This is a genomic window from Enterobacter quasimori, from assembly GCF_018597345.1.
GTDB classification, from domain to species: domain Bacteria; phylum Pseudomonadota; class Gammaproteobacteria; order Enterobacterales; family Enterobacteriaceae; genus Enterobacter; species Enterobacter mori.
The window spans coordinates 1,416,698-1,442,943 of record NZ_JAHEVU010000001.1 but is presented as its reverse complement, the minus strand read 5'-3'; the positions used below and the strand labels follow the sequence as shown (position 1 = coordinate 1,442,943).

22 protein-coding genes and 1 pseudogene are annotated in these 26,246 nt (G+C 60.8%); 13 read left to right on the top strand and 10 right to left on the bottom strand.

Features of this window, described 5'->3' with window-relative positions; genetic code table 11:
• Positions 1-12 precede the first annotated feature (12 nt).
• The gene (locus KK102_RS06950; protein WP_216357255.1) at positions 13-783 is read left to right on the top strand and encodes a (S)-acetoin forming diacetyl reductase; all 771 of its coding nucleotides are present in this window, start codon (positions 13-15) and stop codon (positions 781-783) included.
• A 131-nt stretch (positions 784-914) separates the two neighbouring features.
• Positions 915-1,388, top strand: a complete 474-nt coding sequence (locus KK102_RS06945) for a cold-shock protein (protein ID WP_008499407.1) — start codon at positions 915-917, stop codon at positions 1,386-1,388.
• A 68-nt stretch (positions 1,389-1,456) separates the two neighbouring features.
• Here KK102_RS06945 and KK102_RS06940 read toward each other — a convergent pair whose 3' ends face one another.
• From KK102_RS06940 to KK102_RS06920, 5 genes are all read right to left on the bottom strand, one after another.
• Positions 1,457-2,161, bottom strand: a complete 705-nt coding sequence (locus KK102_RS06940; protein ID WP_126544099.1) for an ABC transporter ATP-binding protein — start codon at positions 2,159-2,161, stop codon at positions 1,457-1,459.
• Positions 2,148-2,984: an ABC transporter ATP-binding protein gene (locus tag KK102_RS06935; protein ID WP_216357254.1), complete on the bottom strand. Its 837-nt coding sequence runs from the start codon at positions 2,982-2,984 to the stop codon at positions 2,148-2,150. Before KK102_RS06935 ends, KK102_RS06940 begins: the two co-directional genes overlap by 14 nt.
• Positions 2,977-3,810 carry an ABC transporter permease gene (locus KK102_RS06930; RefSeq protein ID WP_216357253.1) on the bottom strand — a complete coding sequence of 278 codons (834 nt, stop codon included), beginning with the start codon at positions 3,808-3,810 and terminating at the stop codon, positions 2,977-2,979. The genes KK102_RS06935 and KK102_RS06930 overlap by 8 nt, the downstream gene beginning before the upstream one ends.
• The gene (locus KK102_RS06925; RefSeq protein ID WP_216357252.1) at positions 3,810-4,823 is read right to left on the bottom strand and encodes an ABC transporter permease; all 1,014 of its coding nucleotides are present in this window, start codon (positions 4,821-4,823) and stop codon (positions 3,810-3,812) included. The genes KK102_RS06930 and KK102_RS06925 overlap by 1 nt, the downstream gene beginning before the upstream one ends.
• A gap of 97 nt (positions 4,824-4,920) precedes the next feature.
• Positions 4,921-6,489, bottom strand: a complete 1,569-nt coding sequence (locus tag KK102_RS06920; RefSeq protein ID WP_126544103.1) for an ABC transporter substrate-binding protein — start codon at positions 6,487-6,489, stop codon at positions 4,921-4,923.
• Positions 6,490-6,689: 200 nt separating this feature from the next.
• On the opposite strand from KK102_RS06920, the gene KK102_RS06915 reads away from it, so the two are divergent.
• Positions 6,690-7,388 carry a GNAT family N-acetyltransferase gene (locus tag KK102_RS06915; protein WP_216357251.1) on the top strand — a complete coding sequence of 233 codons (699 nt, stop codon included), beginning with the start codon at positions 6,690-6,692 and terminating at the stop codon, positions 7,386-7,388.
• A gap of 65 nt (positions 7,389-7,453) precedes the next feature.
• Here the strand turns inward: KK102_RS06915 and betA are convergent, their stop codons facing one another.
• The 3 genes from betA to betI are packed head-to-tail and all read right to left on the bottom strand — an operon-like array spanning position 7,454 to position 11,205.
• Entirely contained in the window at positions 7,454-9,118 is a 1,665-nt protein-coding gene (betA, locus tag KK102_RS06910) for a choline dehydrogenase (RefSeq protein ID WP_216357250.1), read from the bottom strand.
• Between the two features lie 13 nt (positions 9,119-9,131).
• On the bottom strand, positions 9,132-10,604 hold the full coding sequence (betB, locus tag KK102_RS06905) for a betaine-aldehyde dehydrogenase (RefSeq protein WP_216357249.1): 1,473 nt from the start codon (positions 10,602-10,604) through the stop codon (positions 9,132-9,134).
• 13 nt (positions 10,605-10,617) lie between these two features.
• Complete coding sequence (gene betI, locus KK102_RS06900) at positions 10,618-11,205, bottom strand: transcriptional regulator BetI (protein ID WP_024906969.1); 588 nt, start codon at positions 11,203-11,205, stop codon at positions 10,618-10,620.
• Positions 11,206-11,333: 128 nt separating this feature from the next.
• Between betI and betT the strand changes: the two genes are divergently transcribed.
• The 7 genes and pseudogenes from betT to KK102_RS06865 all read left to right on the top strand — a co-directional run bounded on the left by betT (position 11,334) and on the right by KK102_RS06865 (position 17,792).
• Positions 11,334-13,367, top strand: coding sequence for a choline BCCT transporter BetT (gene betT, locus KK102_RS06895; RefSeq protein WP_029741651.1), 2,034 nt, complete (start codon positions 11,334-11,336; stop codon positions 13,365-13,367).
• A gap of 138 nt (positions 13,368-13,505) precedes the next feature.
• Positions 13,506-13,891, top strand: a pseudogene (locus KK102_RS06890) (type II toxin-antitoxin system RelE/ParE family toxin).
• A 2-nt stretch (positions 13,892-13,893) separates the two neighbouring features.
• Positions 13,894-14,178 (top strand): NadS family protein, encoded by a 285-nt coding sequence (gene nadS / locus KK102_RS06885; RefSeq protein WP_126544107.1) that lies wholly within the window; start codon positions 13,894-13,896, stop codon positions 14,176-14,178.
• 203 nt (positions 14,179-14,381) lie between these two features.
• Entirely contained in the window at positions 14,382-15,293 is a 912-nt protein-coding gene (locus tag KK102_RS06880) for a metal ABC transporter substrate-binding protein (RefSeq protein WP_216357248.1), read from the top strand.
• Positions 15,294-15,295: 2 nt separating this feature from the next.
• Positions 15,296-16,102, top strand: coding sequence for an iron/manganese ABC transporter ATP-binding protein SitB (sitB, locus tag KK102_RS06875; RefSeq protein ID WP_216357247.1), 807 nt, complete (start codon positions 15,296-15,298; stop codon positions 16,100-16,102).
• Positions 16,099-16,956: an iron/manganese ABC transporter permease subunit SitC gene (gene sitC, locus KK102_RS06870; RefSeq protein ID WP_216357246.1), complete on the top strand. Its 858-nt coding sequence runs from the start codon at positions 16,099-16,101 to the stop codon at positions 16,954-16,956. The genes sitB and sitC overlap by 4 nt, the downstream gene beginning before the upstream one ends.
• The gene (locus KK102_RS06865) at positions 16,953-17,792 is read left to right on the top strand and encodes a metal ABC transporter permease (RefSeq protein ID WP_216357245.1); all 840 of its coding nucleotides are present in this window, start codon (positions 16,953-16,955) and stop codon (positions 17,790-17,792) included. Before sitC ends, KK102_RS06865 begins: the two co-directional genes overlap by 4 nt.
• Here the strand turns inward: KK102_RS06865 and entD are convergent.
• Complete coding sequence (gene entD, locus KK102_RS06860; RefSeq protein WP_216357244.1) at positions 17,746-18,420, bottom strand: enterobactin synthase subunit EntD; 675 nt, start codon at positions 18,418-18,420, stop codon at positions 17,746-17,748. The two genes, KK102_RS06865 and entD, sit on opposite strands and share 47 nt — an antisense overlap.
• Positions 18,421-18,482: 62 nt before the next feature.
• Positions 18,483-20,735 carry a TonB-dependent siderophore receptor gene (locus KK102_RS06855; protein WP_216357243.1) on the bottom strand — a complete coding sequence of 751 codons (2,253 nt, stop codon included), beginning with the start codon at positions 20,733-20,735 and terminating at the stop codon, positions 18,483-18,485.
• A 146-nt stretch (positions 20,736-20,881) separates the two neighbouring features.
• Between KK102_RS06855 and fes the strand changes: the two genes are divergently transcribed.
• The 3 genes from fes to entF are packed head-to-tail and all read left to right on the top strand — an operon-like array spanning position 20,882 to position 26,158.
• Positions 20,882-22,081 (top strand): enterochelin esterase, encoded by a 1,200-nt coding sequence (fes, locus tag KK102_RS06850; RefSeq protein ID WP_216357242.1) that lies wholly within the window; start codon positions 20,882-20,884, stop codon positions 22,079-22,081.
• A gap of 10 nt (positions 22,082-22,091) precedes the next feature.
• Positions 22,092-22,304, top strand: a complete 213-nt coding sequence (locus KK102_RS06845; protein ID WP_126544112.1) for an MbtH family protein — start codon at positions 22,092-22,094, stop codon at positions 22,302-22,304.
• Positions 22,301-26,158: an enterobactin non-ribosomal peptide synthetase EntF gene (gene entF, locus KK102_RS06840; RefSeq protein ID WP_216357241.1), complete on the top strand. Its 3,858-nt coding sequence runs from the start codon at positions 22,301-22,303 to the stop codon at positions 26,156-26,158. Before KK102_RS06845 ends, entF begins: the two co-directional genes overlap by 4 nt.
• Positions 26,159-26,246 lie beyond the last annotated feature (88 nt).

Sequence of the window (26,246 nt, the reverse complement as noted above, 5' to 3'; positions counted from 1 at the left end):
AAGGACAGAGAAATGCAAAAAGTTGCTCTCGTAACAGGCTCAGGCCAGGGGATTGGTAAAGCGATCGCGCTTCGCCTGGTGAAGGATGGCTTTGCCGTCGCTATTGCCGATTACAACGAAGAGACGGCGAAAGCGGTTGCCGATGAAATCACCCGCAGCGGCGGGAAGGCCGTCGCCGTGAAGGTGGACGTCTCTGACCGCGAACAGGTATTTGCGGCGGTGGAGAAAGCCCGCACCGCGCTGGGCGGCTTCGACGCGATCGTCAATAACGCCGGGGTCGCGCCGTCCACGCCGATCGAGTCCATCACGCCGGAGATTGTCGACAAGGTCTACAACATCAACGTGAAAGGGGTGATCTGGGGGATCCAGGCCGCGATTGACGCGTTCCGCAAAGAGGGGCACGGCGGCAAAATCATCAACGCCTGCTCCCAGGCGGGCCACACCGGTAACCCGGAGCTGGCGGTCTACAGTTCCAGCAAGTTCGCGGTGCGCGGCTTAACCCAGACCGCGGCACGGGATCTCGCGCCGCTGGGGATCACCGTTAATGCCTACTGTCCGGGCATCGTTAAAACGCCGATGTGGGCAGAGATTGACCGTCAGGTCTCCGAGGCGGCGGGTAAACCGCTCGGCTACGGGACCGAAACCTTTGCCAAACGCATCACGCTTGGCCGCCTGTCCGAACCGGAAGATGTCGCCGCCTGCGTTTCATACCTGGCGGGACCGGATTCCGACTACATGACCGGCCAGTCGCTCTTAATTGATGGTGGGATGGTTTTCAACTAAATACTAATAAGCTCTGACATGAGTTTTCCCCTGCCCCCGTGCAGGGGCTTTTTTTTGTCTCCTCCGTCATTGTGCATTACACTGCGCGCTGCAAAACTTTAGTCATTACGATCTGACAGGCGGTAACAGCGATGAACGGTACAATCACAACGTGGTTTAAAGATAAAGGCTTTGGATTTATCAAAGATGAAAACGGCGATAACCGCTATTTTCATGTGATTAAGGTCGCGAACCCCGATCTGATTAAGAAAGATGCCGCGGTGACCTTCGAGCCGACCACCAACAACAAAGGCCTTTCCGCCTACGCGGTGAAGGTGATCCCCGAAAGCAAACATCTCTATATTGCGGGCGAGCGCGTGAAGCTCACCTCCATCAAATCCTTCGTGGTGTTCAGCGAAGAAGAGCCGGTTGATACCAAAATCGACAAAGAGAATGCGGTGCTGTCGGTGGGGCTGCTGATGAACAGCATCAAGCCGAAATCTGATAAAAAGCCGGGCGAAATGCGCACGGTGAAGAAGCTGGCGATCACCACCTTCCAGAACACGACGCTGATCTTCACTGAAGATGAGATCGACATTGATGCCACGGTGAAGCTGCTGAAGTGATTTTTTGCCGGGTGGCGGCTGCGCCTTACCCGGCCTACCAAACCCGTGCGGCGCTCGCCGCCACACGGTTACCCCATCCTGTGCTCACCCCGTAACATCGCCTCACGGTCAAACACCTTCTGGATCATCCCGTGCGCCATAAACGCTGCCCGGTCGGACATATGCGCAATCACGTCCGCGTCGTGGCTCACCAGCAGATAGGTCATCTCGTGCTCGGCCTTCAGGCGGTTGAGCAGGTTCAGGATCTCCGCCTGTACCGACATATCCAGCGCCGAGGTCGGCTCGTCCAGGAGGAGAAGCTGCGGGCGCAGCAGCAGCGCGCGGGCAATGGCCACGCGCTGACGCTGGCCGCCGGAAAGCTGGTGCGGATAACGTTTACCCGCGTCGGCGGAAAGCCCCACCTCGTGCAGTGCATTGGCCACCTTTTCCGCGATTTGCGTCTCGCCATGGATGCTTAACGGCTCCGACAGCGTGCGCGCAATGGTGTGGTTCGGGTGCAGCGACGCCCACGGATCCTGAAACACCATCTGCACGTTGCGCCGAAGCTCGCCTTCAAAACGTCGCCCTGGCCGTAGCGCGTCTCCCAGGATCGAAATGCGGCCGTTCCACTCGCGCTGCAGCCCTGCCAGCACGCGCAGAATCGTTGATTTCCCGCAGCCGGATTCGCCAATCAGGCTGAAGGTCTCGCCTTTCTCAATGGCAAAGCTGGCGGCGGACACCGCCGTTTTCTCCCCGAAGCTCACCTGGAGATCCTTTACTTCAACGAGCGCCATTATCGGCCTCCTTCCACGGTTGCGAACGGTCGAGCGTTGGCAGCATCTGCCCATAGGTATGGGCGTCTGGACGACAGGTCCACAGGGTGCGCGTGTACGGATGCGTTGCCTGCGGAAGCTGGCTCGCCGCCATCTCATCCACCTTTTCACCCTGATACATCACCAGCACGCGGTCGCAATGCTCCGCCACCAGCGGCAGATCGTGGCTGATTAACAGCATCGCCATCCTGCGTTCTTCGCACTGCTGCACCAGCAGCTCGAGGATCTGGTTGCGCAGGCGGGCGTCCAGCGCGGAGGTCGGTTCGTCGGCAATCAGCACCTGCGGGTTGTTGACGAGCGCCATCGCGATCATCACCCGCTGGCCCATGCCCCCGGAAAGCTCCCCGGGGTAGCGGGACAGCACGTTCTCGCTTAGCCCGACGGCGCGGATAATCTCGTGCATGCGTTCAAGCCGTTCTGAGCGCGGCAGGCGCTGATGCAGCGAGAGCGCCTCATCAAGCTGGGCGGCGACGCTTTTGACGGGGTTAAGGGCGTAACGCGGGTCCTGCAGGACCATCGCAATGCCGTTGCCGCGCAGCGCCTGCCAGCGGCGGGGGCTCAGGGTCAGCAGGTCGTTGCCGAGCACGTTAAGCCGGTTCGCGCTCACGATGCCGGGCTTACGCACCAGCCCCATCAGGGCGCGGGCGGACATGGACTTGCCGGAGCCGGATTCCCCCACCAGCGCCAGCCGCTCGTTGCCAAGCGTGAAGCTCAGGTTGTTGACCACGCGTGCGGCAGGGTAGTCGATATTCAGCGCATCGACGATGACGCGGTGTTCAGTCATGCTGTGGCTCCAGTACGTCGCGCAGGCCGTCGCCCAGCAGGTTAAAGGCCAGGCTGGCAAACAGTATCGCCCCGCCCGGAATGGCGGCAATCCACCACTGGTCGAAAATGACCTGCATGCCGTCGGCAATCATCGCGCCCCATTCGGCCATTGGAGGGCGTGCGCCAAGGCCGAGGAAGCCCAGACCGGCGGCCGCCAGAATAATCCCCGCCAGATCCAGCGCCAGACGCACAATCGCGGACGGCAGGCACAGGGGCAGAATATGGCCGACCAGCAGGCGCAGGCCGCGAATGCCCATCATCTCGGCGGCGGCCAGATAATCGCTGTGGCGCAGACGCTGGATCTCGCTCCGCGCCTGACGCGCATAGGCAGGCCAGGTGGTTAAGGCCAGCGCCAGCGCGCCGTTGACCAGCCCCGGGCCGAGCATCGCCACAAACGCGAAGGCAAGGATCAGGCGCGGCATCGACATCACCACGTCGGTAAAGCGCATCAGGATGCGCTCCATCCAGCCGCCGTAGTAGCCGGACAAAATCCCCACCAGCAGCCCGGCAGGCAGGGTGATAACGGTGACTAATACCACCAGCCCGAGCGCCGGACGGGTGCCGTAAATTAAGCGCGAGAGCAGGTCGCGCCCGTAGCTGTCGGTACCCAGCCAGTGCTGGCCGTTCGGGGCCTGCAGGCGCGCGGCGGCGTCCTGCCAGTTCGGATCAAGCGGCGCGAGCCAGGGGGCGAACAGGGCGATAAACACCAGCAGCGCGATGGCAATCAGCCCGCAAAACGCGGCAGGGGAGCGGCGCAGGCGGCGTAAGAAAAGATAAAACGGCATCAGCGCACCCTTGGGTCGGTCGCCCGCACGAGCAGGTCGGTAAGGTTATTGATCAGCACAAAGCAGACGCCAATCAGCAGCGTGCCGCCCATGATGGCGGTGGTGTCTCCGGCGAAGAGCGCGGTGGTGAGGTAGCGCCCGATCCCCGGCCACGAGAAGACGGTTTCGGTCAGTACCGCGCCCTCCAGCATGCTGGTGTAGGCCAGGGCAATCACCGTCAGCAGGGTGCTGCGAATGTTCGGCAGCACGTGGCGCAGCAGGATGGTCATCTCCCCGGCACCCTTGGCGCGGGCGAGCAGAATGTACTCTTTGTTCATTTCGCCGAGGCAGGCGGAGCGGGTCAGGCGGGTAATGCTCGCCAGCGAGTAATAGGCCAGCAACAACACCGGCAGCACCAGGTGGCTGAGGGCGTTGCGGAATGCCTCGCGATCGCCGGAAAGCCAGGTATCTATCAGCGCAAAGCCGGTGCGTGGTTCGACGGTGAACTGCCAGATATCGTCCAGCCTGCCGGGGCCCGCGCTCCACTGCAGCTTCGCGTAGAACAGGGCCAGCATCAGCAGGCCAAGCCAGAAAATCGGCACCGAGTTGCCGAGCAGGGTGAGCGTTCTGATCGCTAAGTCCAGTGGCGAACCGGCGTAGCGGGCGCACAGCACACCCGCAATCACGCCGAGTACCGTGCCGATAATTAGCGCCAGCGTTGCCAGCTCCAGCGTGGCGGGGAAGGCGTGCAGCAGATCCTGCAGCACCGGCTGCCCGGTGGCGCTGGCGGTGCCCAAATCACCGTGGGCAAGGTTTTGCAGGTAGTGCCAGAACTGCACGGGCAGGGGACGATCCAGCCCAAGCTGGTGGCGAACCTGATCGTACGTCGACTGGCTGGCGTGATCCCCGACGATCTGCAGCACGCGATCGACCGGTGAAAACGCCGAGAGCGCAAACGTGACGAGCAGCAGCCCGAAGAGCGTGAGCAGCAGGGTCAGCAGGCCCTGAAGCACGCGGGTGGAAAGATGTGGCATGGGAAATCTCTTCATGCCGGGTGCGGCTTTGCCTTACCCGGCCTACAAAAACCGAGAACACAGGCCGGGTCAGCGCAGCGCCACCCGGCAACAAGGGCTACTTCGTGACGCGATCGTACCAGACCATATCCGCGTTCAGCCCCTGCTGATACCCCTTCACGTTATCGCGCACCACGATCTGGGTTTTGCCCTGATCGACGAACACGTACGGCGAGCTCTGCTGCAGCTGTTCCTGCATTTTCTTGTACAGATCCAGACGCTTCGCCGGATCCGGTTCGGCAACAGCCGCCAGCGTGGCCTTGTTCAGCTCCGGAATTTTCCAGCCGTTCAGGCCAGCCACGGTGCTGGACTTCCCGTCGTTCCACGCGAAGGCGCTGGCGTTAGAGTGCGCATCGAAGTAGTCCGGGATCCACAGACGAATCGCCGCCTGATGCTGCTTAGCGCGCACGCGGGCATAGACCTGGCTCCCGGCGGCAGGCAGCAGATCCACCTTCACGCCACCCTGAGCGAAGCTCGCCTGCATCGACTGGGCGATGGTGATAAACGGCGGCTTGTTCTCCACGTCCAGCGTGAAGTGCGCGTCCTTAATGCCCGCTTTGGCGAGAATGGCTTTCGCTTTTGCCGGGTCAAATTTAAACGGATTATCCTCCAGCGCGCCCGGCAGGCCGACCGGCAGGAAGCTCTGGTGAACAAAATACTGGCCTTTCAGCAGGTTCTTCGTGATGCCGTCATAGTCGACCAGCCAGCGCGACGCTTCCCAGAACGCCGGGTTGTTCAGCAGCGGATTGGCGCTGTTGCCGGTGTTAAACACCAGGTAATTCTGCTCGGCGGACGGAATGCTCAGCACCTTCACGCCCGGCTTGCCGTCCAGGGCGCTAATCTGGTCTGCACCCAGATCGCGCGCCACGTCCGCATCACCCTGCTGGATCAGCAGGCGGCGCGACGCCGGATCGGGGACGTTTTTAATGATGATGCTTTTGAGCTTCGGCGCGCCGCCGGGCGCGGAGTCGTTAGCTTCCAGCACGATGGCCTGATGCGGCTGATAGACGCGCATTTTGAACGCGCCGCTGCCCGCCGAGTGCATTTTCAGCCACGCGTTACCGAAGTCATTATCCTTCACGTTCGCGGCGACCTGCTTCTCATCAACGATAGAGGCAATCGGCGTGGAGAGAATATTCAGCGCCACGGCAGGGCTGACGTCCGCTGTCCAGTGCAGCTGGAGGGTGTGATCGTCCACTTTCTTCAACTGGCTGGCGATGTTGCTCGCCTCCCAGCCCAGCACGTTGAGGATAAAGGCCGGGGATTTGTTCAGCGTCACGGCGCGGGTGTAGGAGAAAATCACGTCTTCCGGGCGCAGCGGGTTGCCGGAGGCGAATTTCGCATCGGGTTTAAGCTTGATTGTCAGGGTTTTTGCTGCCGCGTCCGCTTCCCAGCTTTCCGCCAGAATCGGCGTGATTTTTTCCGGATTATCGCGGTCCGGCTGGACCAGACGCTGATAGAGGCTCGGCACGGTCTGGATGCTGGAGAGCTCGTTGGCTTCGGCCGGGTCGAGGCTAACGATGTCATCAAGCCCCTGGGCAACCACCAGCGTGTTGGGCGGAGTAGCGGCGTGGGCAAGGCCTGAGAGCGCAGCCAGCACCAGTAACGGCAGCAATTTTTTAGTCATAGCGATCCCTGAAGAAAATATATTGTGATTGTTTTATGCTCCGCTACGGTAGGCTGACTGAGGATTTCCTCAAAGTCGAAATTCTGCTTTGCTTATGCCCTTCGGATATAACGCATTCGGTCTGGTTATGAGTCGCCTCTCTGTTCGTCCGCTTTTTAACCTGCTATAACAAATCCCTTACCTTTCAGGGAGTCACCGCCGTGCCCGAAATCAATCAACATGGTCAAACCGTTAACGACATTGTCCCGGACTGGAAATGCGCCCGCGTATTAACCCGCACTCCGTTGATGGGCCAGTACTGCCGTCTTGAGCCGCTGGATGCCGAGCATCACTCGGCAGATTTGTTCGAAGCCTATGCTCTGGGCGACGACAGCGACTGGACGTGGCTTGCCAGCACGCAGCCGGAAAGCGTGGAAGCGACCGCACACTGGGTGCTGGGAAAGGTGCTGGACGATGACCTGGTGCCCTTTGCCGTGATCGATTTACGCACCGAAAAAGCGGTCGGGCTGGTGAGCTATATGGCGATCGAGCGGTTTCTCGGCTCGGTGGAAATCGGCCACGTCACCTGGTCGCGCAGGATGAAAGGCACCCGCATCGGCACCGAAGCGGTGTGGCTGCTGCTGAAAAACGCGTTTGAGCATAAGTACCGTCGGCTGGAGTGGAAGTGTGATTCGATGAATATCGCCTCACGCAGCGCGGCGGAGCGGCTGGGGTTTGTCTGGGAAGGACGCCTGCGCCAGAAGCTGGTGCGCAAAGGGCGCAACCGCGACAGCGATATGCTCTCTATTATTGACGGCGAGTGGCCGCAAAGGGACGCGGAGCTGCGCGCCTGGCTGGCGGCGGAGAATTTTGACGGGGAAGGGCGGCAGATTAAAAGGCTTGAGGCATTTCGGCAGTAAAAGACTTACCCCTCACCCCAGCTCTCTCCCAAAGGGAGAGGGTTAGGGTGAGGGGATAAACGCACTTAGCGGCGAACCGGTGCCCCGTTCGCCACATAATACGCCGCCGTGCTCTTCGCCAGCGGCTCGCGCCCGCGAATAGCGTCGGCAATCTTCTCGCCAATCATGATGGTGGTGGCGTTCAGGTTGCCGGTGATGATTTGCGGCATGATCGATGCATCCACCACGCGTAACCCTTCCAGCCCGTGAACGCGGCCTTCGCCGTCGACCACCGCCATTTCGTCGTAACCCATTTTGCAGGTGCCGCACGGGTGGAAGGCGGTTTCGGCGTGGTTGCGCACGAATTCGTCCAGCTGCTCGTCGGTCTGGCACTCGACGCCCGGGCTGATTTCGCGACCGCGGTACTTGTCCAGCGCGGGCTGGTGCATGATCTCACGGGTGATGCGGATCGCGTCGCGGAACTCCTGCCAGTCCTGCTCGTGGGACATATAGTTGAACAGAATTGCCGGATGCTGGTGCGGATCGCGGGATTTAATCCGCACGTGGCCGCGGCTCGGGGAACGCATGGAGCCGACGTGGCACTGGAAGCCGTGCTCTTTTACCGCGTTCGAGCCGTTGTAGTTAATCGCCACCGGCAGGAAGTGGTACTGGATGTTCGGCCATTCAAACTCTTCGCGGCTGCGGATAAACCCGCCCGCTTCGAAGTGGTTGCTCGCACCCACGCCAGTACCGCCAAACAGCCACTCGGCGCCAATCTTCGGCTGGTTCCACCACTGCAGGGCAGGGTAGAGGGAGACCGGCTCTTTGCACTCGTACTGGAGGTACATCTCCAGGTGATCCTGCAAGTTTTCACCCACGCCGGGCAGATCGTGTACCAGCGGAATATCGAACTCGGCGAGCAGGTCAGCGTTGCCCACGCCGGAGCGCTGCAGGATCTGCGGGGAGGCAATGGCCCCTGCGCACAGCAGAACCTCTTTGTTCGCCGTCGCTTTGGATGGGATAGTGCTTTCGCCTTCCAGCCACTCGACGCCCACGGCGCGTTTGCCGTCAAAGACAATATGATCGGTCATGGCGTGGGTGCGGATGGTCAGGTTCGGACGGGGTTTCGCCTGGTCCAGATAGCCGCGCGCGGTGCTGGCGCGTCGGCCCTGCGGCGTCACCGTGCGGTCCATCGGGCCGAAGCCTTCCTGCTGATAGCCGTTGAGATCGTCGGTGCGCGGGTAGCCCGCCTGCACGCCCGCCTCCACCATTGCCTCAAACAGCGGGTTCACGCCCGGTTTGGAGGTGGTGACGCTCACCGGACCGTCGCCGCCGTGGTAGTCGTTCGGCCCCACGTCGCGCGTCTCTGCCTTGCGGTAGTACGGCAGGCAGTTGAGGTAGCTCCAGTGCTCCAGGCCCGGCTCTTTTGCCCAGTGGTCGAGGTCCATCGCGTTACCGCGGATGTAGCACATGCCGTTGATCAATGACGAGCCGCCCAGCCCCTTGCCGCGTCCGCACTCCATGCGGCGGTTGTTCATATACGGCTCTGGCTCGGTTTCATACGCCCAGTTGTAGCGCTTGCCCTGCAAAGGGAACGCCAGCGCGGCGGGCATCTGGGTGCGGAAGTCAAAGCGGTAATCCGGTCCGCCCGCCTCAAGCAGCAGGACGGTGGTGTTCGGATCTTCAGTCAGTCGTGTAGCCAGCACGTTGCCGGCAGAGCCGGCCCCGATAATGATGTAGTCAAATTGCAAATAAACCTCCCGGTTAAAATATGGACTGGAATTTACCCATCTCAACCTGGATGGACTTCACCTGGGTGTAGCTCTGCAGCGTCATCACGCCGTTCTCGCGGCCAATGCCGGAGTGCTTGTAGCCGCCCACCGGCATTTCTGCAGCGGATTCACCCCAGGTGTTGATCCAGCAGATGCCCGCCTCGAGCTGATGAATGGCACCGTGGGCGCGGTTCAGGTCGGCCGTGACGATGCCTGCCGCCAGCCCGTAGTCGGTGTCGTTGGCGCGGCGAATCGCTTCCTCAATGGACTCATAGGTGAGGATGGACATCACCGGGCCGAAGATCTCTTCGCGCACGATGGTCATCTCGTCGGTGCAGTCGGTGAACACGGTCGGGGCCACCCACGCGCCGTTATCGAAGCCTTCGCCCTTCAGCACGTCGCCGCCGCACAGCACGCGCGCGCCTTCCTCTTTGCCTTTGGCGATGTAGCGCATCACGCTGTCGCGGTGCGGGAAGCTGACCATCGGACCAAAGTTGGTAGCTTCATCGAACAGATCGCCCGCGCGGATGCGGCCCACGCGCTCAACGATTTTCTGCTCAAACGCGGCTTTGAACTTAGCCGGAACAAACACGCGGGTGCCGTTGGTGCACACCTGGCCGGAGCTGAAGAAGTTGGCCATCATGGCGATGTCCGCCGCGAGATCCAGATCCGCATCGTCAAAAATAATCAGCGGCGATTTGCCGCCCAGCTCCATCGTCACCTCTTTCAGGGACGAGGCCGCCGAGTTGGCCATCACCTTTTTGCCGCTGGCGACGCCGCCGGTGAAGGAGACTTTCGCAATGCCCGGATGCTCGGTCAGGTACTGTCCGGTCTCCGCGCCCACGCCTGGGAGGACGTTAAACACGCCGTCCGGAACGCCCGCTTCGGTGTAGATCTCGGCAAGCTTCAGGGCGGTGAGCGGGGTGACTTCGCTCGGCTTGAAGATCATCGCGTTGCCCGCCGCCAGCGCCGGAGCGGATTTCCACAGGGCGATCTGGATCGGGTAGTTCCACGCCCCGATGCCCGCCACCACGCCCAGCGGCTCGCGGCGGGTATAGACGAATGAGGTCTCGCGCAATGGGATCTGGCTGCCTTCCAGCGCCGGGATCAGTCCCGCATAGTACTCCAGCACGTCCGCGCCGGTGACGATATCCACGGTTGAGGTTTCAGAAAACGCTTTACCGGTGTCGAGGGTTTCCAGCTTTGCCAGATCGTCGTTGCGCTCGCGCAGGATGTCGACGGCGCGGCGCAGGATGCGAGAGCGCTCCATAGCGGTCATCGCTGCCCAGACTTTTTGCCCGCGCGTTGCGCTTTCGATGGCGCGATCGACGTCTTCGCGCCCGGCGGCCTGCACGCTCGCCAGGACTTCACCGTTGGCCGGGTTGATGGTCTCGAAGGTGCGACCGCTGGTGGCCGATGTATAACCACCATTGATATAAAGCTGCTGTTCTGCCATTCGGGACATAAATTCTCCTCGGTTATTCGGTCGGTAAATGCTGGCTGATAAAGTGGCTGGTGAGTGACTGGGCCAGGGTCTTATCCAGCGGCTTGCCGCTCAGCGCGGCGCGCAGCCACAGCCCGTCGATCAGCGCCGCCAGCCCGTAGCCCGCCTCTTCGGCCTGTTCGCGCGGAAGCTCGCGGCGGAACTCGTACACCAGGTTCGAGAGCAGGCGGCGGCTGCTCACCTGCTGCAGGCGGTAGAGCATCGGCTGGTGCATGCTGCTCGCCCAGAAGGCCAGCCAGGCCTTCATTGCCGCGCCGCTGGTTTGGGTTTCATCAAAATTGCCGCCGACAATCGCCTGCAGGCGCTGCTCCGCGCTGGCGTCCGGCAGGGCGCGTAAGCGGCTTAATACCGCGTCGCGAAGCTGGCCGGTGATGTCGCGCATGGTCGCTTCCAGCAGGCCGTTTTTGTCTTTGAAATAGTGACTGATGATCCCCGTGGAAACGCCTGCCCGACGGGCGATCTGCGCGATCGTCGCGTCATGCATTCCCACTTCATTTATTGCTTCCAGCGTGGCGTCGATAAGCTGCCTGCGCCGGATCGGCTGCATCCCCACTTTGGGCATTATTGCCACTCCATTCATCAGCGTTGGTTAACCATTAAAGCGGTTTTTGATTGGACGTTCAATATAAAATGTGTCTTAATTGTTGCGGATTTGGATTTTAATAGTTACAAAAACAGTGAGGATACTGGATGACAGACCTTTCACAGGACAGAGAAAAAGACAAAATCAACCCGGTCGTTTTTTATACGTCCGCCGGGCTGATTTTGTTGTTTTCCCTGACAACGATCTTCTTTCGCGATTTTTCTGCCGAGTGGATTGGGCGCACCCTGAACTGGGTATCGAAGACCTTCGGCTGGTACTACCTGCTGGCGGCCACGCTCTACATCGTCTTTGTGGTCTGCATTGCCTGCTCGCGCTTCGGCTCCGTGAAGCTCGGGCCAGAGCAGTCCAAGCCCGAGTTCAGCCTGCTGAGCTGGGCCGCGATGCTGTTTGCCGCGGGCATCGGCATTGACCTGATGTTCTTCTCCGTGGCGGAACCGGTCACGCAGTATATGCAGCCGCCGGAAGGGGCAGGGCAGACGATGGAGGCCGCGCGCCAGGCGATGGTCTGGACGCTGTTCCACTACGGCCTGACCGGCTGGTCAATGTACGCCCTGATGGGCATGGCACTGGGATACTTTAGCTATCGTTATAATTTGCCCCTCACCATTCGCTCCGCGCTGTACCCGATTTTCGGTAAAAAGATTAACGGCCCGATTGGCCACAGCGTCGATATCGCGGCGGTGATCGGCACCATCTTCGGTATTGCGACCACGCTCGGGATTGGCGTGGTGCAGCTCAACTACGGACTGAGCGTGCTGTTTGATATTCCGGATTCGATGGCGGCGAAAGCGGCGCTGATTGCGCTCTCCGTCATTATTGCCACCATTTCGGTGACGTCGGGCGTCGATAAAGGCATCCGCGTGCTCTCCGAGCTGAACGTGGCGCTGGCGCTGGGCCTGATCCTGTTCGTGCTGTTTATGGGCGATACCTCGTTCCTGCTCAATGCCTTAGTGCTGAACGTGGGCGACTACGTAAACCGCTTTATGGGCATGACGCTGAACAGCTTCGCCTTTGACCGCCCTGTAGAGTGGATGAACAACTGGACGCTGTTCTTCTGGGCGTGGTGGGTGGCGTGGTCACCCTTCGTTGGCCTGTTCCTGGCGCGTATTTCGCGTGGCCGCACCATCCGCCAGTTTGTGATGGGCACGCTGATCATCCCGTTCACCTTTACCCTGCTGTGGCTGTCGATTTTCGGCAACAGCGCGCTGCACGAGATCATCCACGGCAATGCCACCTTCGCGCAGGAAGCGATGGCGCACCCGGAGCGCGGCTTCTACAGCCTGCTGGCGCAGTATCCGGCGTTCACCTTTAGCGCCTCCGTGGCGACCATTACCGGTCTGCTGTTTTACGTCACCTCGGCGGATTCCGGCGCGCTGGTGCTGGGCAACTTCACTTCGAAGCTGAAGGACATCAACAGCGATGCCCCGAACTGGCTGCGCATCTTCTGGTCCGTCGCTATCGGCCTGCTGACGCTCGGCATGCTGATGACCAACGGCATTTCGGCGCTGCAGAACACCACGGTGATCATGGGCCTGCCGTTCAGCTTCGTCATCTTCTTCGTGATGGCCGGGCTGTATAAATCGCTCAAGGTGGAAGACTACCGCCGCGTCAGCGCCAGCCGTGACACCGCACCGCGTCCGATGGGCGCGCAGGACCGGCTGAGCTGGAAGAAACGCCTCTCGCGCCTGATGAACTACCCGGGCACGCGCTACACCAAACAGATGATGGAGACGGTCTGCTTCCCGGCGATGGAAGAGGTGGCGCAGGAACTTAAGCTGCGCGGCGCCTACGTGGAGCTGAAAAACCTGCCGCCGGAGGAGGGCGAGACCCTGGGGCACCTGGACCTGCTGGTGCACATGGGCGACGAGCAGAACTTTGTCTACCAGATCTGGCCGCAGCAGTACTCGGTCCCCGGTTTTACCTACCGGGCGCGCAGCGGGAAGTCGACCTACTACCGGCTGGAGACTTTCCTGCTGGAAGGAAGCCAGGGGAATGATTTGATGGACTACAGCAAGGAGCAGGTGATTACGGACATTCTGGATCAGTATGAACGGCACCTGAACTTTATCCATCTGCACAGGGAAGCGCCGGGGAATAGCGTGATGTTCCCGGATGTTTAAATGGATTCTTAAAATACCTTTTAGCTGTATATAAATACAGTTGTTTGGCGCATTATTACTTAAGGAAGAGTAACCATACAGCAAGAGCCTGGTGCTGAAGCATTCGGGCTTTTGCTGCGTTTAGGGAAGGAACTATGGATGAGTCACGCGATAGAATTTATCGAAACATCACTCTTTACCCGACAGATTAAAAGCATTGCTACGGATGATGAATTAAAGGATCTGCAAAAGGAACTTATTGCCTGGCCTGATAAAGGCGACCTGATTCAGCAGACGGGTGGTTTACGTAAAATAAGGATGGCGGCAGGCTCAAAGGGGAAGAGAGGGGTATCAGAGTGATTTACTTTCTGGTCACGGAGGAGGTGATCTATTTCATTATGGCATATCCAAAAAACACCAAGGACAGCCTGACTGAGGTAGAAAAAGCCGAACTTAAAAAACTGACTTCTTTTCTGAAAAATACGGCTTCCAATACCGTAAATAAAAGGTGTACTATGTACTCCAATCGGGCAGGCGGAGGCTGACAATGAGTATCTTTGATGAGTTAAAATCTTCGCTCGAAGAGGCTGTTGAGATCCATAGCGGAAGGAAATCCGCTTCCAGGGTAACCCGCTATGAAGTCGCGGATGTTCGTGCCATCAGAGAGCAGCTCAATATCACGCAAAGCGAAATGGCGAAGGCGCTTGGCACGAGCGTCGATACGATAAAGAGCTGGGAGTCCAAACGCCGTAATCCAACCGGGCTGGCTGCGAAGGTACTTAATGTGATTCGGGAGAATCCTGCATTTTACAAGGCACTTGCCGGGCTGTGAGTCGCTCTTATGCCGGGTGGCGCTGCGCTTACCCGGCCTACAAAACTGCTTTTCCGTAGGCCTGATAAGCGAAGCGCCATCAGGCACGCCTTTCATTGACACAACTTTAATGATAACCATTTTCATTTAAATATAGCCTGTGCTATACCTTATAGCACGGGCTAATTTTGCGTTGAATTTAATCACCTCAGGAGACTTCTGCGATGCACCCACGGCAAGGATTGAAGCGTCTGTTGCTTGGCGCGCTGCTTATGACGGCGACCACGACCGGCGCGCTGGCGGCTGAAAAGTTTCAGGTTATCACCACCTTTACCGTTATCGCTGATATGGCGAAAAACGTGGCGGGGGATGCCGCAGAGGTCACCTCCATTACCAAACCGGGCGCGGAAATTCACGAATACCAGCCCACCCCAGGCGATATCAAACGCGCACAGAAGGCGCAGCTGATTCTGGCGAACGGCATGAATCTGGAGCTCTGGTTCCAGCGCTTTTATCAGCACCTGAAAGGCGTGCCGGAAGTGATTGTCACTAACGGCATTACGCCGATGGGGATCGGCGAGGGGCCGTATAACGGCAAGCCCAACCCGCACGCGTGGATGTCGCCGGATAACGCCCTGATTTACGTCGATAACATCCGCGACGCGTTGGTGAAGTACGATCCGGCCAACGCACAGACCTATCAGCGCAACGCTGAAGCCTACAAGCAGAAGATCACCGCCACTCTCGAACCGCTGCGTAAGCAGGTGGCGGAGATCCCGGAAGACATGCGCTGGATGGTAACCAGCGAAGGTGCCTTCTCCTATCTGGCGCGGGATCTGGGGATGAAAGAGCTTTACCTGTGGCCGATCAACGCCGATCAGCAGGGCACGCCCCAGCAGGTGCGCAAGGTGATCGACCAGGTGAAAAAACATCATATCCCGGCGGTGTTCAGCGAAAGCACGGTCTCCGATAAGCCCGCGCGTCAGGTGGCGCGGGAAACCGACACCCACTACGGCGGCGTGCTGTACGTCGACTCACTGAGCGCGGAAAACGGCCCGGTGCCGACCTATATCGATCTGCTGAACGTCACCACCCGCACGCTGGTGCAGGGCATCCGTGACGGCATGAAGGAGTAACCATGCACGAGGGGATTGTTGTTTCAGACGTCACCGTGACCTACCGCAACGGCCACACGGCGCTGCGCGACGCGTCGTTCAGCGTGCCGGGCGGATCGATTGCCGCCCTGGTTGGCGTGAACGGTTCCGGCAAATCCACGCTGTTTAAGGCGGTGATGGGCTTTGTGCGGGCGGCAAGCGGCACTATCACTATTCTGGGGCTGCCGCCTCACCGGGCGCTGCGCCAGAACCTGGTCGCCTACGTGCCGCAGTCGGAAGAGGTTGACTGGTCGTTTCCGGTGCTGGTCGAAGATGTGGTGATGATGGGCCGCTACGGGCACATGGGGTTTCTGCGTCGGCCCACAGATCGCGACAGACAAATCGTGACCGACGCCCTGAAGCGCGTGGATATGCTCGAGCTGCGCCATCGGCAGATTGGCGAGCTGTCCGGCGGGCAGAAGAAGCGCGTGTTTCTGGCCCGTGCAATTGCCCAGCAGGGCGAGGTGATCCTGCTCGACGAGCCGTTTACCGGCGTGGACGTTAAAACCGAAGCCAGGATCATCAGCCTGCTGCGCGAGCTTCGCGACGAGGGCAAAACGATGCTGGTCTCGACCCATAACCTGGGCTCGGTCTCGGAGTTTTGTGATTACACGGTGATGGTCAAGGGCACCGTTCTGGCGAGCGGCCCGACGGGAACCACCTTTACCGCCGAAAATCTCGAGCGCGCCTTTAGCGGCGTGCTGCGCCACGTGGTGCTCAGCGGCTCGGAAGATCGCATTATTACCGACGACGAACGCCCCTTCGTGACGCACCGACAGGAGGCCAAATGAACGCGCTTCTCGAACCCTTCGGCTACGAGTATATGCTCAACGCGATGTGGGTCTCGGCGATGGTGGGCGGGCTGTGCGCGTTTCTCTCCTGCTATCTGATGCTTAAAGGCTGGTCGCTGATCGGCGATGCGCTGTCGCACTCCATCGTGCCCGGCGTGGCGGGAGCCTACATGCTCGGGCTGCCGTTCTCGCTGGGGGCGTTTTTATCGGGCGGGCTGGCGGCGGGCAGCATGCTGTTTCTCAACCAGCGCAGCCGCCTGAAGGAGGATGCCATCATCGGGCTGATCTTCTCCTCCTTTTTCGGGCTCGGGCTGTTTATGGTCTCGCTCAACCCGACCTCGGTGAACATTCAGACCATCGTGCTCGGCAATATTCTGGCTATCGCCCCGGAAGATATCGTCCAGCTGGCGATTATCGGCGTGGTGTCGATGGTTATCCTGCTGTTCAAATGGAAAGATCTGATGGTAACCTTTTTTGATGAGAACCACGCCCGCGCCATCGGCCTGCGTCCTGAACGCCTGAAAATCCTCTTCTTTACCCTGCTGGCGGTCTCTACCGTGGCGGCGCTGCAAACCGTCGGCGCGTTTCTGGTGATTTGTCTGGTGGTCACCCCCGGCGCGACCGCGTGGCTGCTGACCGACCGCTTTCCGCGCCTGCTGATGATTGCGGTCGCCATTGGCAGCATCACCAGCCTCCTCGGCGCGTGGGCCAGCTATTACCTGGACGGCGCCACCGGCGGCATTATTGTGGTCGCCCAGACGCTGCTGTTCCTGCTCGCGTTCGTTTTTGCGCCGAAGCACGGGCTGCTCGCCAGCCGCCGTCGCGCACGTCTCGCACAGGAGGCACACCCATGATGGCGCTGCTCCTTGAACCCTTCCAGTTTGCGTTTATGAACAACGCGCTGCTGATTTCACTCCTGGTGGCCGTGCCCTGCGCGCTGCTGTCGGTCTTTCTGGTGCTGAAAGGCTGGGCGCTGATGGGCGACGCCATGAGCCACGCGGTGTTTCCCGGCGTGGTGCTGGCGTGGATGATGGGCCTGCCGCTGGCGCTGGGTGCATTTGTGGCCGGGTTGTTCTGCGCGGTCGCCACCGGATACCTGAAGGATAACAGCCGAATCAAGCAGGATACGGTCATGGGGATCGTGTTTTCCGGCATGTTCGGCGCGGGCCTGATCCTCTATATCGCCGTCAAACCCGAGGTGCATCTCGACCACATTCTGTTCGGCGATATGCTGGGCATTAACGGGATGGACATTCTGCAAAGCGGGATCGTGGCGGGGCTTATCGCGCTGGTGATTGGCCTGAAGTGGCGCGATTTTCTGCTGTTCTGCTTTGATTACCAGCAGGCGCAGGCGAGCGGGCTGCGCACCCGCTGGCTGCACTACGGCTTACTGTGCATGGTCTCGCTGACCATCGTGGCGACGCTGAAGGCGGTGGGGATTATTCTGTCGATTTCGCTGCTGATTGCTCCCGGCGCGGTGGCGGTGCTGATCGCCCGACGCTTCCACATGGCGCTGCTGGTCGCGGTCGCCGTTTCAGCCCTCGTGTCAGTAAGCGGCGTGTACGCGTCGTTTTATCTCGACAGCGCGCCTGCGCCGACCATTGTAGTGCTGTTCGCAATGGTGTTTATCGTGACGTTCGGGGTCACCAGCGTGAAGGCCCGTCGGCAGGAGAGCATGACAGCAGGGTGATCGCCTGTTCACCCTGTCGTTGCCAGTGAAGGGTGAAGGCTGCGCCTTCGTTAAAGCCTGCCAGTTGACGCGTCAATGCCAGCGTAAGCGTCTTATCGTCAAGCTTTGTCACTCGGGCGCTGTCAAACCCCATATAAGCCTGCCCCCGTGGGAAGAGGGCTTTGAACAGGCTCTCTTTGGCGCTAAACGCCAGCGTCAGTGCAAGCGCGAACGGGTATCCCGAGCGGGAAAGTACCGGCTCTTCATGCGCATTAATGATGCCCTCTTTTATTTCTCTGGCTTCGTCATCGGGAAGTATCGCTTCGCAATCGATGCCGATAAGCGCCTGTCGCTCGCGGACCACAACCGCCATGGCCTGCGTGCCGCTGTGGGTGATGCTGCCGGAAATACCGTCCGGCCAGAGCGGTTCGCCGCTGGGGCCGATGCCGGGAATGGTGTGGTCAGGCAAGGCGTGCGCGGCAGCGATGCGTCCTGCCAGATGATCAGCCTTGCGTTTGCGTCCGGCGTCAGCGAGCTGGGCGCGATGGGGGAGCCAGAGGAGATCGGCGTCGGTGAAGGTGGCGGGGGCGAAGGTGATGCGGTGGAGGGTGAGGCCGGCAAGAGAAAATGTGCTGTGGGTGGTGTGCATGGTTTTTCCCCTCACCCTGACCCTCTCCCCGGAGGGGAGAGGGAAGGATTGACTTCAGTGCCTTAAAAACGCGTATTCACGCTCATATACCAGGTACGGCCCGGTTCATTATACGTATACGCGCCCGCACCGTACATATACGCGCCGGTGGTGGTATTACCCGTGGTCTGGGCATTACCCGCGCGCCACTGGCGCTTGTCGAAGACGTTGTCCACGCCGCCGGTCAGGCTGACGTTTTTGGTCACGTCCCAGGTCGCGCTCAGGCCCACGATGCTGTACGGGCTGACTTCGTCTTTTTCAGACCCGGTCACCGGCTGACCTTTATAGTTGTACTTCTTCGGCTGCTGCTTGCCGTACCAGGTAAAGGTCGACTGGAGCGATACGTCCTGATGCACCTGCCAGCTCAGGGTTGAGTTCAGCGTGTACTCAGGAATGATCGACAGACGGTCGCCGGTCTCCTTGTTCTTGCTCTGCAGCATGTAGGTGATGTTGTTGGTCCAGTTGATGGTGTCGCTGACCGGCACGTTCAGGGAGCCTTCCAGACCTTCGACCACCGCCTTCGGCACGTTTTCCCACTGGTAAATATCGGTAGTGACTTTGCCGGTGGACGTCTGGCCAATCGGCGCGTAGCCCGCTTCAATTTTGTTGCGGTAGTCGTTGCGGAACCAGGTCACGCCCGCCAGCCAGCCGTCGCGTTTCCACTCCAGGCCAATCTCTTTGTTGATGCTGGTTTCGGCTTTCAGATCGTCGTTACCCATCATGTAGCAGCCCACGCCGTCGGAACTGGCGTAGCAGCCCTGGCCTTTACTGTACAGCAGGTAGTTCGGGTTGGTCTGGTACAGGCTCGGTGCTTTGTAGGCGCGCGCGATGCCCATCTTCAGGGTGAAGTCATCCCCCAGACCCTGCGACAGGTTCAGTGACGGGCTCCAGTTATTGCCGACAATGGTGTGGTGATCGAAGCGCAGGGCAGGGGTCAGCATGGTGCTGTCGGTCAGCTCCATGTTGTTTTCGGCGAACAGGGAGAAGATCTCCGCTGACGTGTACGGGCTACGGTCTTCGCTCATGCCCGGGATGGTGCCGCCCTGCTGGGTTTGCGTGAAGGAGGTTGAGTCCTTCATGCGCTGCTGGTTCCACTCGGTGCCCAGCGTCAGGTTTTGGTTGACGATGAAATCAATCGGCAGGTTGATTTCGCTGTGCAGCATCACGTCGGCCAGGTCGGTGTCGGTAAATTTATTGCTGTTGAACAACCCTTCCAGACCGCCCGCCAGCCCTTCGCCCAGGCGGGAGTTGCGGGTGTGTTCGTACTGCGCCCAGTTGCTGGTGGTGATGCCGTTATCCCAGCCGCCGTTCCAGGTCACCGCAAAGTTCTGGCGGTAGATACGGTTAGTCTCTTTACCGTAGTTTTTCTTCACCAGCCCGCTGGAGCTGTTGTCGTTGTTGGTGTTCTGCGTGTCACCTGCGTACAGGTTGTTCTGGCGGCTGTAGCCGGCTTCAAATTCCAGAGACTGCATCGGCGCGAAGTCCCAGCGCACCACGCCGTTGATGTCTTTGTTTTCCACCCCTTCACGGCCCGCGGGTAGCGTGTCGGCGTAGGCACCGGTTCGGTCAGACTGGTGGCCCTGGTTGATGTCCCACGCGTCGGCCTGGGTTTTGTCCAGGTTGCCGAACATGCGGAAGCTGAAGTCGCCGCCCAGCGGACCGCTGAGGCTGAAGTTGGTGCGCTTGGTGGAACCTTCGTCCTTGTGTTCTGGCGCATTCAGGTAGGTGTTCCAGGAGCCGTGCCACTGGTCGTCGAATTTTTTGGTGATGATGTTCACCACGCCGCCCGCCGCGCCGTTACCGTAGCGCGCGGCGGCCGGGCCGCGGATCACTTCGATGCGTTCGATCATCTCCGGCGGCACCCAGCCGGTATCGCCGCGGGTATCACGCTCGCCGCGCCAGCCCAGGCGGATGGAGTTACGGCTTGTGACCGGCTTGCCGTCGATCAGGATCAGGGTGTTTTCCGGGCCCATGCCGCGAATGTCAATCTGACGGTTGTTCCCGCGCTGGCCGCTGGTGGAGTTACCGGTCAGGTTAACGCCCGGCATGGTGCGGATGATTTCAGCCACGTCCCGCGCGGGCGGGTTTTTGCGGATTTCATCGGCGGTGATGGTCGACACGCCCGGCGCCTGCAGGTTCTGCTCGGCGGCGGTGATCACCATCGTGTCTTCGTGCTGCGCGGAGGCGGCGGTGTTGTCGTCTGCCAGAGCGGGCAGCGCGACACCATAAATCCCTAAATTGACCAGCAAGGCCAGAGAGTGAATCTTCTTATTCATTGTACGTCCCGCTTTTATGGTTATTTAATGAGCGCGCTTCCCACAGCGCGGGCATTACGCTATTGCAAATGCAAATAGTTATCAATAATATTATCAATAAAATTTGTCCTGAAACAAAAAAGACTGTTAAACATGAGGTTATAAGGGTGACGGCGTTAACAACGGGAAGTGAAGCCTGGTGGCAGTCGAAAAACGGGCCAGAATGGGAACGTCTGGAGGCGAGCTATCGCGTCACCTTCTGGTGGCGTGACCCGGCAGGAACGCAACGTTCGTCACCGACCAAACGCGTCTGGCTCTACATCACCGGCGTGACCGATCATCATCAAAATGCCCGCCCGCAATCTCTTGAGCGAATTCCGGATACCGACGTCTGGCAGTGGCAGGGCGAGTTCAGCCCCGAATGGCGCGGCAGCTACTGTTTTATCCCCTCCAATAACGAAAACGATTTTGCCAGCGCGGTGTTTGAAGGCGCGCAGCCGGACCGCATGGCGCTGCGCGAAGGCTGGCGCAAGCTGTTGCCGCACGCGGTTTCCGACCCGCTGAATCCGCAGAGCTGGCGCGGCGGGCGCGGTCACGCCGTCTCGGCGCTGGAGATGCCGGACGCGCCCGTTCAGCCCGGCTGGGATCGTCCCGATACGCCGTATCAGCCGCCAGTCTGCATTGAGTGGAACAGTGCACGTCTGAACAACCGTCGCCGCGCGTGGATTTTTACCACCGGAGATGACCGCCCCGAACGCCCGCTGGCGGTGCTGCTCGACGGGCAGTTTTGGGCCGAAAGCATGCCCGTCTGGCCCGCGCTGGCGTCGCTGACCCGCGACGGCAAACTGCCGCCTGCGGTCTACGTCTTAATTGATGCGATCGACACAGAACATCGCAGCCGGGAACTGCCCTGTAATCCCGATTTTTGGCTGGCGGTGCAGGAAGAACTCCTTCCCCGTGTGAAAACTATCACCTCGTTCAGCGACTGCGCCGATCGGACCGTCGTGGCGGGCCAGAGCTTTGGTGGCCTCTCTTCGCTTTATGCTGGCCTCAACTGGCCACAGCGTTTTGGCTGCATCCTCAGCCAGTCCGGATCCTACTGGTGGCCGCACCGCGGCGCGCAGCAGGATGGGCTGCTCATCGAACAACTCAAAGCGGGTGAAAAAACCGCACGCGGGCTGCGCATCGTCCTTGAGGCCGGGCGCAACGAGCCGCTTATCTTCCGCGCGAATCAGGCGATTTTCGCCGAACTACACACACAGCAGCCGATTTTCTGGCGTCAGGTTGACGGCGGACACGATGCGCTTTGCTGGCGCGGTGGGCTGACGCAGGGGCTGATGACCCTCTGGCAGCCGCTTATTCACTAACGGAGTCTGTATGGAATTCAGCAATCCTTTCGATAATCCGCAGGGACAGTTCGCCATTCTGCAAAACGACCAGGGGCAGTACAGCCTGTGGCCGCAGCAGTGCGAACTGCCCGCAGGCTGGCGCGTTGTTTGCGAGCCGCAGTCCCAGGAGGCGTGCCAGCTGTGGCTTGCCGGGCATTGGCAAACGCTTGTCCCGTCCCATTTTGCGGAGGGAAGCGCATGAACCGTCTTCCTCTCGTCGCCGCCCAGCCGGGTATCTGGATGGCGGAGCAGCTGTCCTCCCTGCCAAACGCCTGGAGCGTGGCGCACTACACCGAACTGAAAGGCGACGTTGACGCGCCATTGCTGGCAAAAGCGATTGCTGAAGGCATGATGCAGGCCGATACCCTGCGCATGCGTTTTGCAGAAGAAAACGGTGAGGTGTGGCAGTGGGTGGACGAGTCCACGATCCTGCCGGAGCCGTCCATCGTTCGCGTTACCTCTCACGACGCCGCCGTGGCGCTGATGGAGGCCGATCTTAACCAGAATCTGCGCGTCGAGAGCGGGCAGCCGCTGGCGTTTCATCAGCTGATTCAGGTGGGGGAACGCCACTGGTACTGGTATCAGCGCTATCACCATCTGGTGGTGGATGGCTTCAGCTTCCCGGCCATTACCCGCCAGATTGCCGCGATTTACGCCGCGTGGAAAAAGGGCGAAACGACGCCCGCATCTCCGTTTACGCCGTTTGAAGAGGTGGTGGACGAGTACCAGCGCTATCGCGACAGCGAGGCGTACCAGCGCGACGGCGCGTTCTGGGCAGAGCAGCGCAAGGAACTGCCTTCTCCGGTCTCGCTCTCCTCCACGCCGCTGCCGGGCCGAGCCGCGACAACGGATATCCTGCGCCTGAAAATCGCCGCCGACGGCCGCGCCTTCAGCCAGCTTGCACAGGCGGCAGGGCAGGCGCAGCGTACCGACCTGGCCCTTGCGCTGGTAGCGCTGTGGCTGGGCCGCCTGACCGGACGGCTGGACTACGCCGCCGGGTTTATCTTTATGCGCCGCATGGGTTCCGCGGCGCTCACCGCGACCGGGCCGGTGCTTAACGTCCTGCCGCTGGCGGTCAATATCGATCCGCAGGAGAGCCTGCCGGAGCTGGCGCTGCGCCTGGCGAACCAGCTGAAAAAAATGCGCCGCCATCAGCGCTACGACGCCGAGCAGATCGTGCGCGACAGCGGGAAAGCGGCGGGTGACGAAGCGCTGTTTGGCCCGGTGCTGAACGTGAAAGTGTTCGACTACCAGCTGGATATCGACGGCGTGGAGGCCATCACCCACACGCTGGCGACCGGCCCGGTGAACGATCTGGAGCTGGCGCTGTTCCCGGACGAGCAGGGCGGGTTGAGCATTGAGATCCTCGCCAATAAGCAGCGTTACGATGAGGCGACGCTCGCCCGCCACGTCGCGCGCCTGAACGCGATGCTGCTGCAGTTTGCGGCTAATCCGGACCTGCGCTGCGGCGAAGTGGAAACCGTTTCAGATCAGGAGTATCAGCAACTGGCGCGCATCAACGATACCGGACTGGCGCTGCCGTCTACTACGCTCGCGGATCTCGTGGCGGAGCAGGCGAGCAAAACGCCGGACGCCCCCGCGCTGGCGGACGCGCACGTTGAGCTGAACTATCGCCAGATGCGCGAGCAGGTCATCGCGCTGGCAAACCTGCTGCGCGCGCGCGGCGTGAAGCCGGGCGACAGCGTGGCGGTGGCCCTGCCGCGCTCGGTGTTCCTGACGCTGGCGCTGCACGGCATCGTCGAAGCCGGTGCCGCGTGGCTGCCGCTGGATACCGGCTACCCGGACGACCGCCTGCGGATGATGCTCGAGGACGCGAAGCCGTCCCTGCTCATCACCACCGACGAGCAGCTCCCGCGCTTTAGCTATCTGCCGATTACGACGTTTAGTTACAACACACTGTTACCGACCGCGGGTGCTGAGCCGCTGCGGCTGGCGACGCCGGAGCAGACGGCGTATATCATCTTTACCTCCGGTTCGACGGGGCGCCCGAAAGGGGTCATGGTCGGCCATACCGCCATCGTTAACCGCCTGAAGTGGATGCAGGATCATTATCCTCTGGCGGCGCATGACGTGGTGGCGCAGAAAACGCCGTGCAGCTTTGACGTGTCGGTGTGGGAGTTCTGGTGGCCGTTTATCGCCGGGGCGAAGCTGGTGATGGCCGAGCCGGACGCGCACCGCGATCCCCAGGCGATGCAGAGCTTCTTCACCCGGTACGGCGTGACCACCACCCACTTCGTGCCGTCGATGCTGGCGGCGTTTGTTGCCTCGCTGACGCCGGAAAACGTTGCGTGCTGTAAAACCCTTAAGCAGGTGTTCTGCAGCGGCGAAGCGCTGCCGACCGAACTGTGCCGCGAGTGGGAGCAGTTAACCCATGCGCCGCTGCACAACCTCTATGGCCCAACCGAAGCGGCGGTGGACGTGAGCTGGTATCCGGCGTTTGGCCCCGAGCTGGCGGCGGTGGAGGGCAACAGCGTGCCGATCGGCTTCCCGGTGTGGAACACGGGGCTGCGCATCCTTGACGCGATGATGCGCCCGGTGCCGTTCGGCGTGGCGGGCGATCTCTACCTCACCGGCATTCAGCTGGCGCAGGGGTATCTGGGACGCCCCGATCTCACCGCCAGCCGCTTTATCGCCGACCCGTTTGCGCCGGGCGAGCGAATGTACCGCACCGGAGACGTTGCCCGCTGGCTGGACAACGGCGCGGTGGAATATCTGGGCCGCAGCGACGACCAGCTCAAAATCCGCGGCCAGCGCATCGAGCTGGGCGAGATCGACCGGGCGATGCTGTCGCTGCCGGACGTGGCCCAGGCCGTGGCCCACGCCTGCGTCTTCAACCAGGCGGCGGCAACGGGCGGCGATGCCCGCCAGCTGGTGGGGTACGTGGTTTCTGAATCCGGCTTACCGCTGGATCGCGACGCGCTGCTGGAATCGCTCAAGGCCCAGCTGCCGCCGCATATGGTACCGGTGGTGCTGCTGCAAATCAGCGCGCTGCCGCTCAGTGCGAACGGGAAGCTTGACCGCAAGGCGCTGCCGCTGCCGGAGCTGACGAGTAAAACCTCCGGACGTGCGCCGGAAAGCGAATCCGAAATCGCCGTCGCGCAGGCTTTTGCCGCGCTGCTGGGCTGCGAGGTGAACGACATTGAGGCCGATTTCTTTGCCCTCGGCGGCCACTCGCTGCTGGCGATGCGCCTGGCCGCGCAGCTTAGCCGCGCGTTCGAGCGCAAGGTTACGCCGGGGCAGATTATGGTCGCCTCCACGGTGAGAAAGCTTAGCGTACTGCTGGACTCGCACATGAGCGACGAGCAGGCGCAGCGTCTGGGGTATGAAACCCTGCTGCCGTTGCGTGAGGGTGACGGCCCGACGCTGTTCTGCTTCCATCCGGCGTCCGGCTTTGCCTGGCAGTTTAGCGTCCTGGCGCGCTACCTCAGCCCGCGCTGGTCTATCATGGGCATTCAGTCACCGCGCCCGGACGGGGCGATGCAGCAGCGTGCGGATCTGGATGGAGTGATTGAGCATCATCTGAATACGCTGCGTATGCAGCAGCCGCAGGGGCCGTATTACCTGTTCGGCTATTCCCTCGGCGGCACGCTGGCGCAGGGGATTGCCGCCCGTCTGCGCGAGCAGGGTGAAGAGGTGGCCTTCCTCGGCCTGCTGGACACCTGGCCGCCGGAAACCCAGAACTGGGCGGAGAAAGAGGCCAACGGCCTTGACCCGGCGGTGCTGGCGGAAATCGAGCGCGAGCGACAGGCGTTTATCGCCGCCCAGCAGGGGCAGGGCTCCAGCGAGCTGTTTAATGCCATCGAGGGCAACTACGCCGACGCGGTGCGGCTGCTCACCACGGCGCACAGCGCGCGCTTTGACGGCAAAGCGACGCTGTTCGTCGCCGAGCGCACGCGAACGATGGATCCGCAGGCCGCCTGGGCGCCGTGGGTGGCGGAGCTTGAGGTGTACAGCCAGGACTGCGCCCACGTGGATATCATTTCACCGCAGGCGTTTGAAAAGATAGGACCGGTGTTGAAGGAGATATTGGGGTAACGTTTAAAGCCCCTCACCCTAACCCTCTCCCACAGGGAGAGGGGATGGTTTGCTCCCTCTCCCTGTGGGAGAGGGCCGGGGTGAGGGC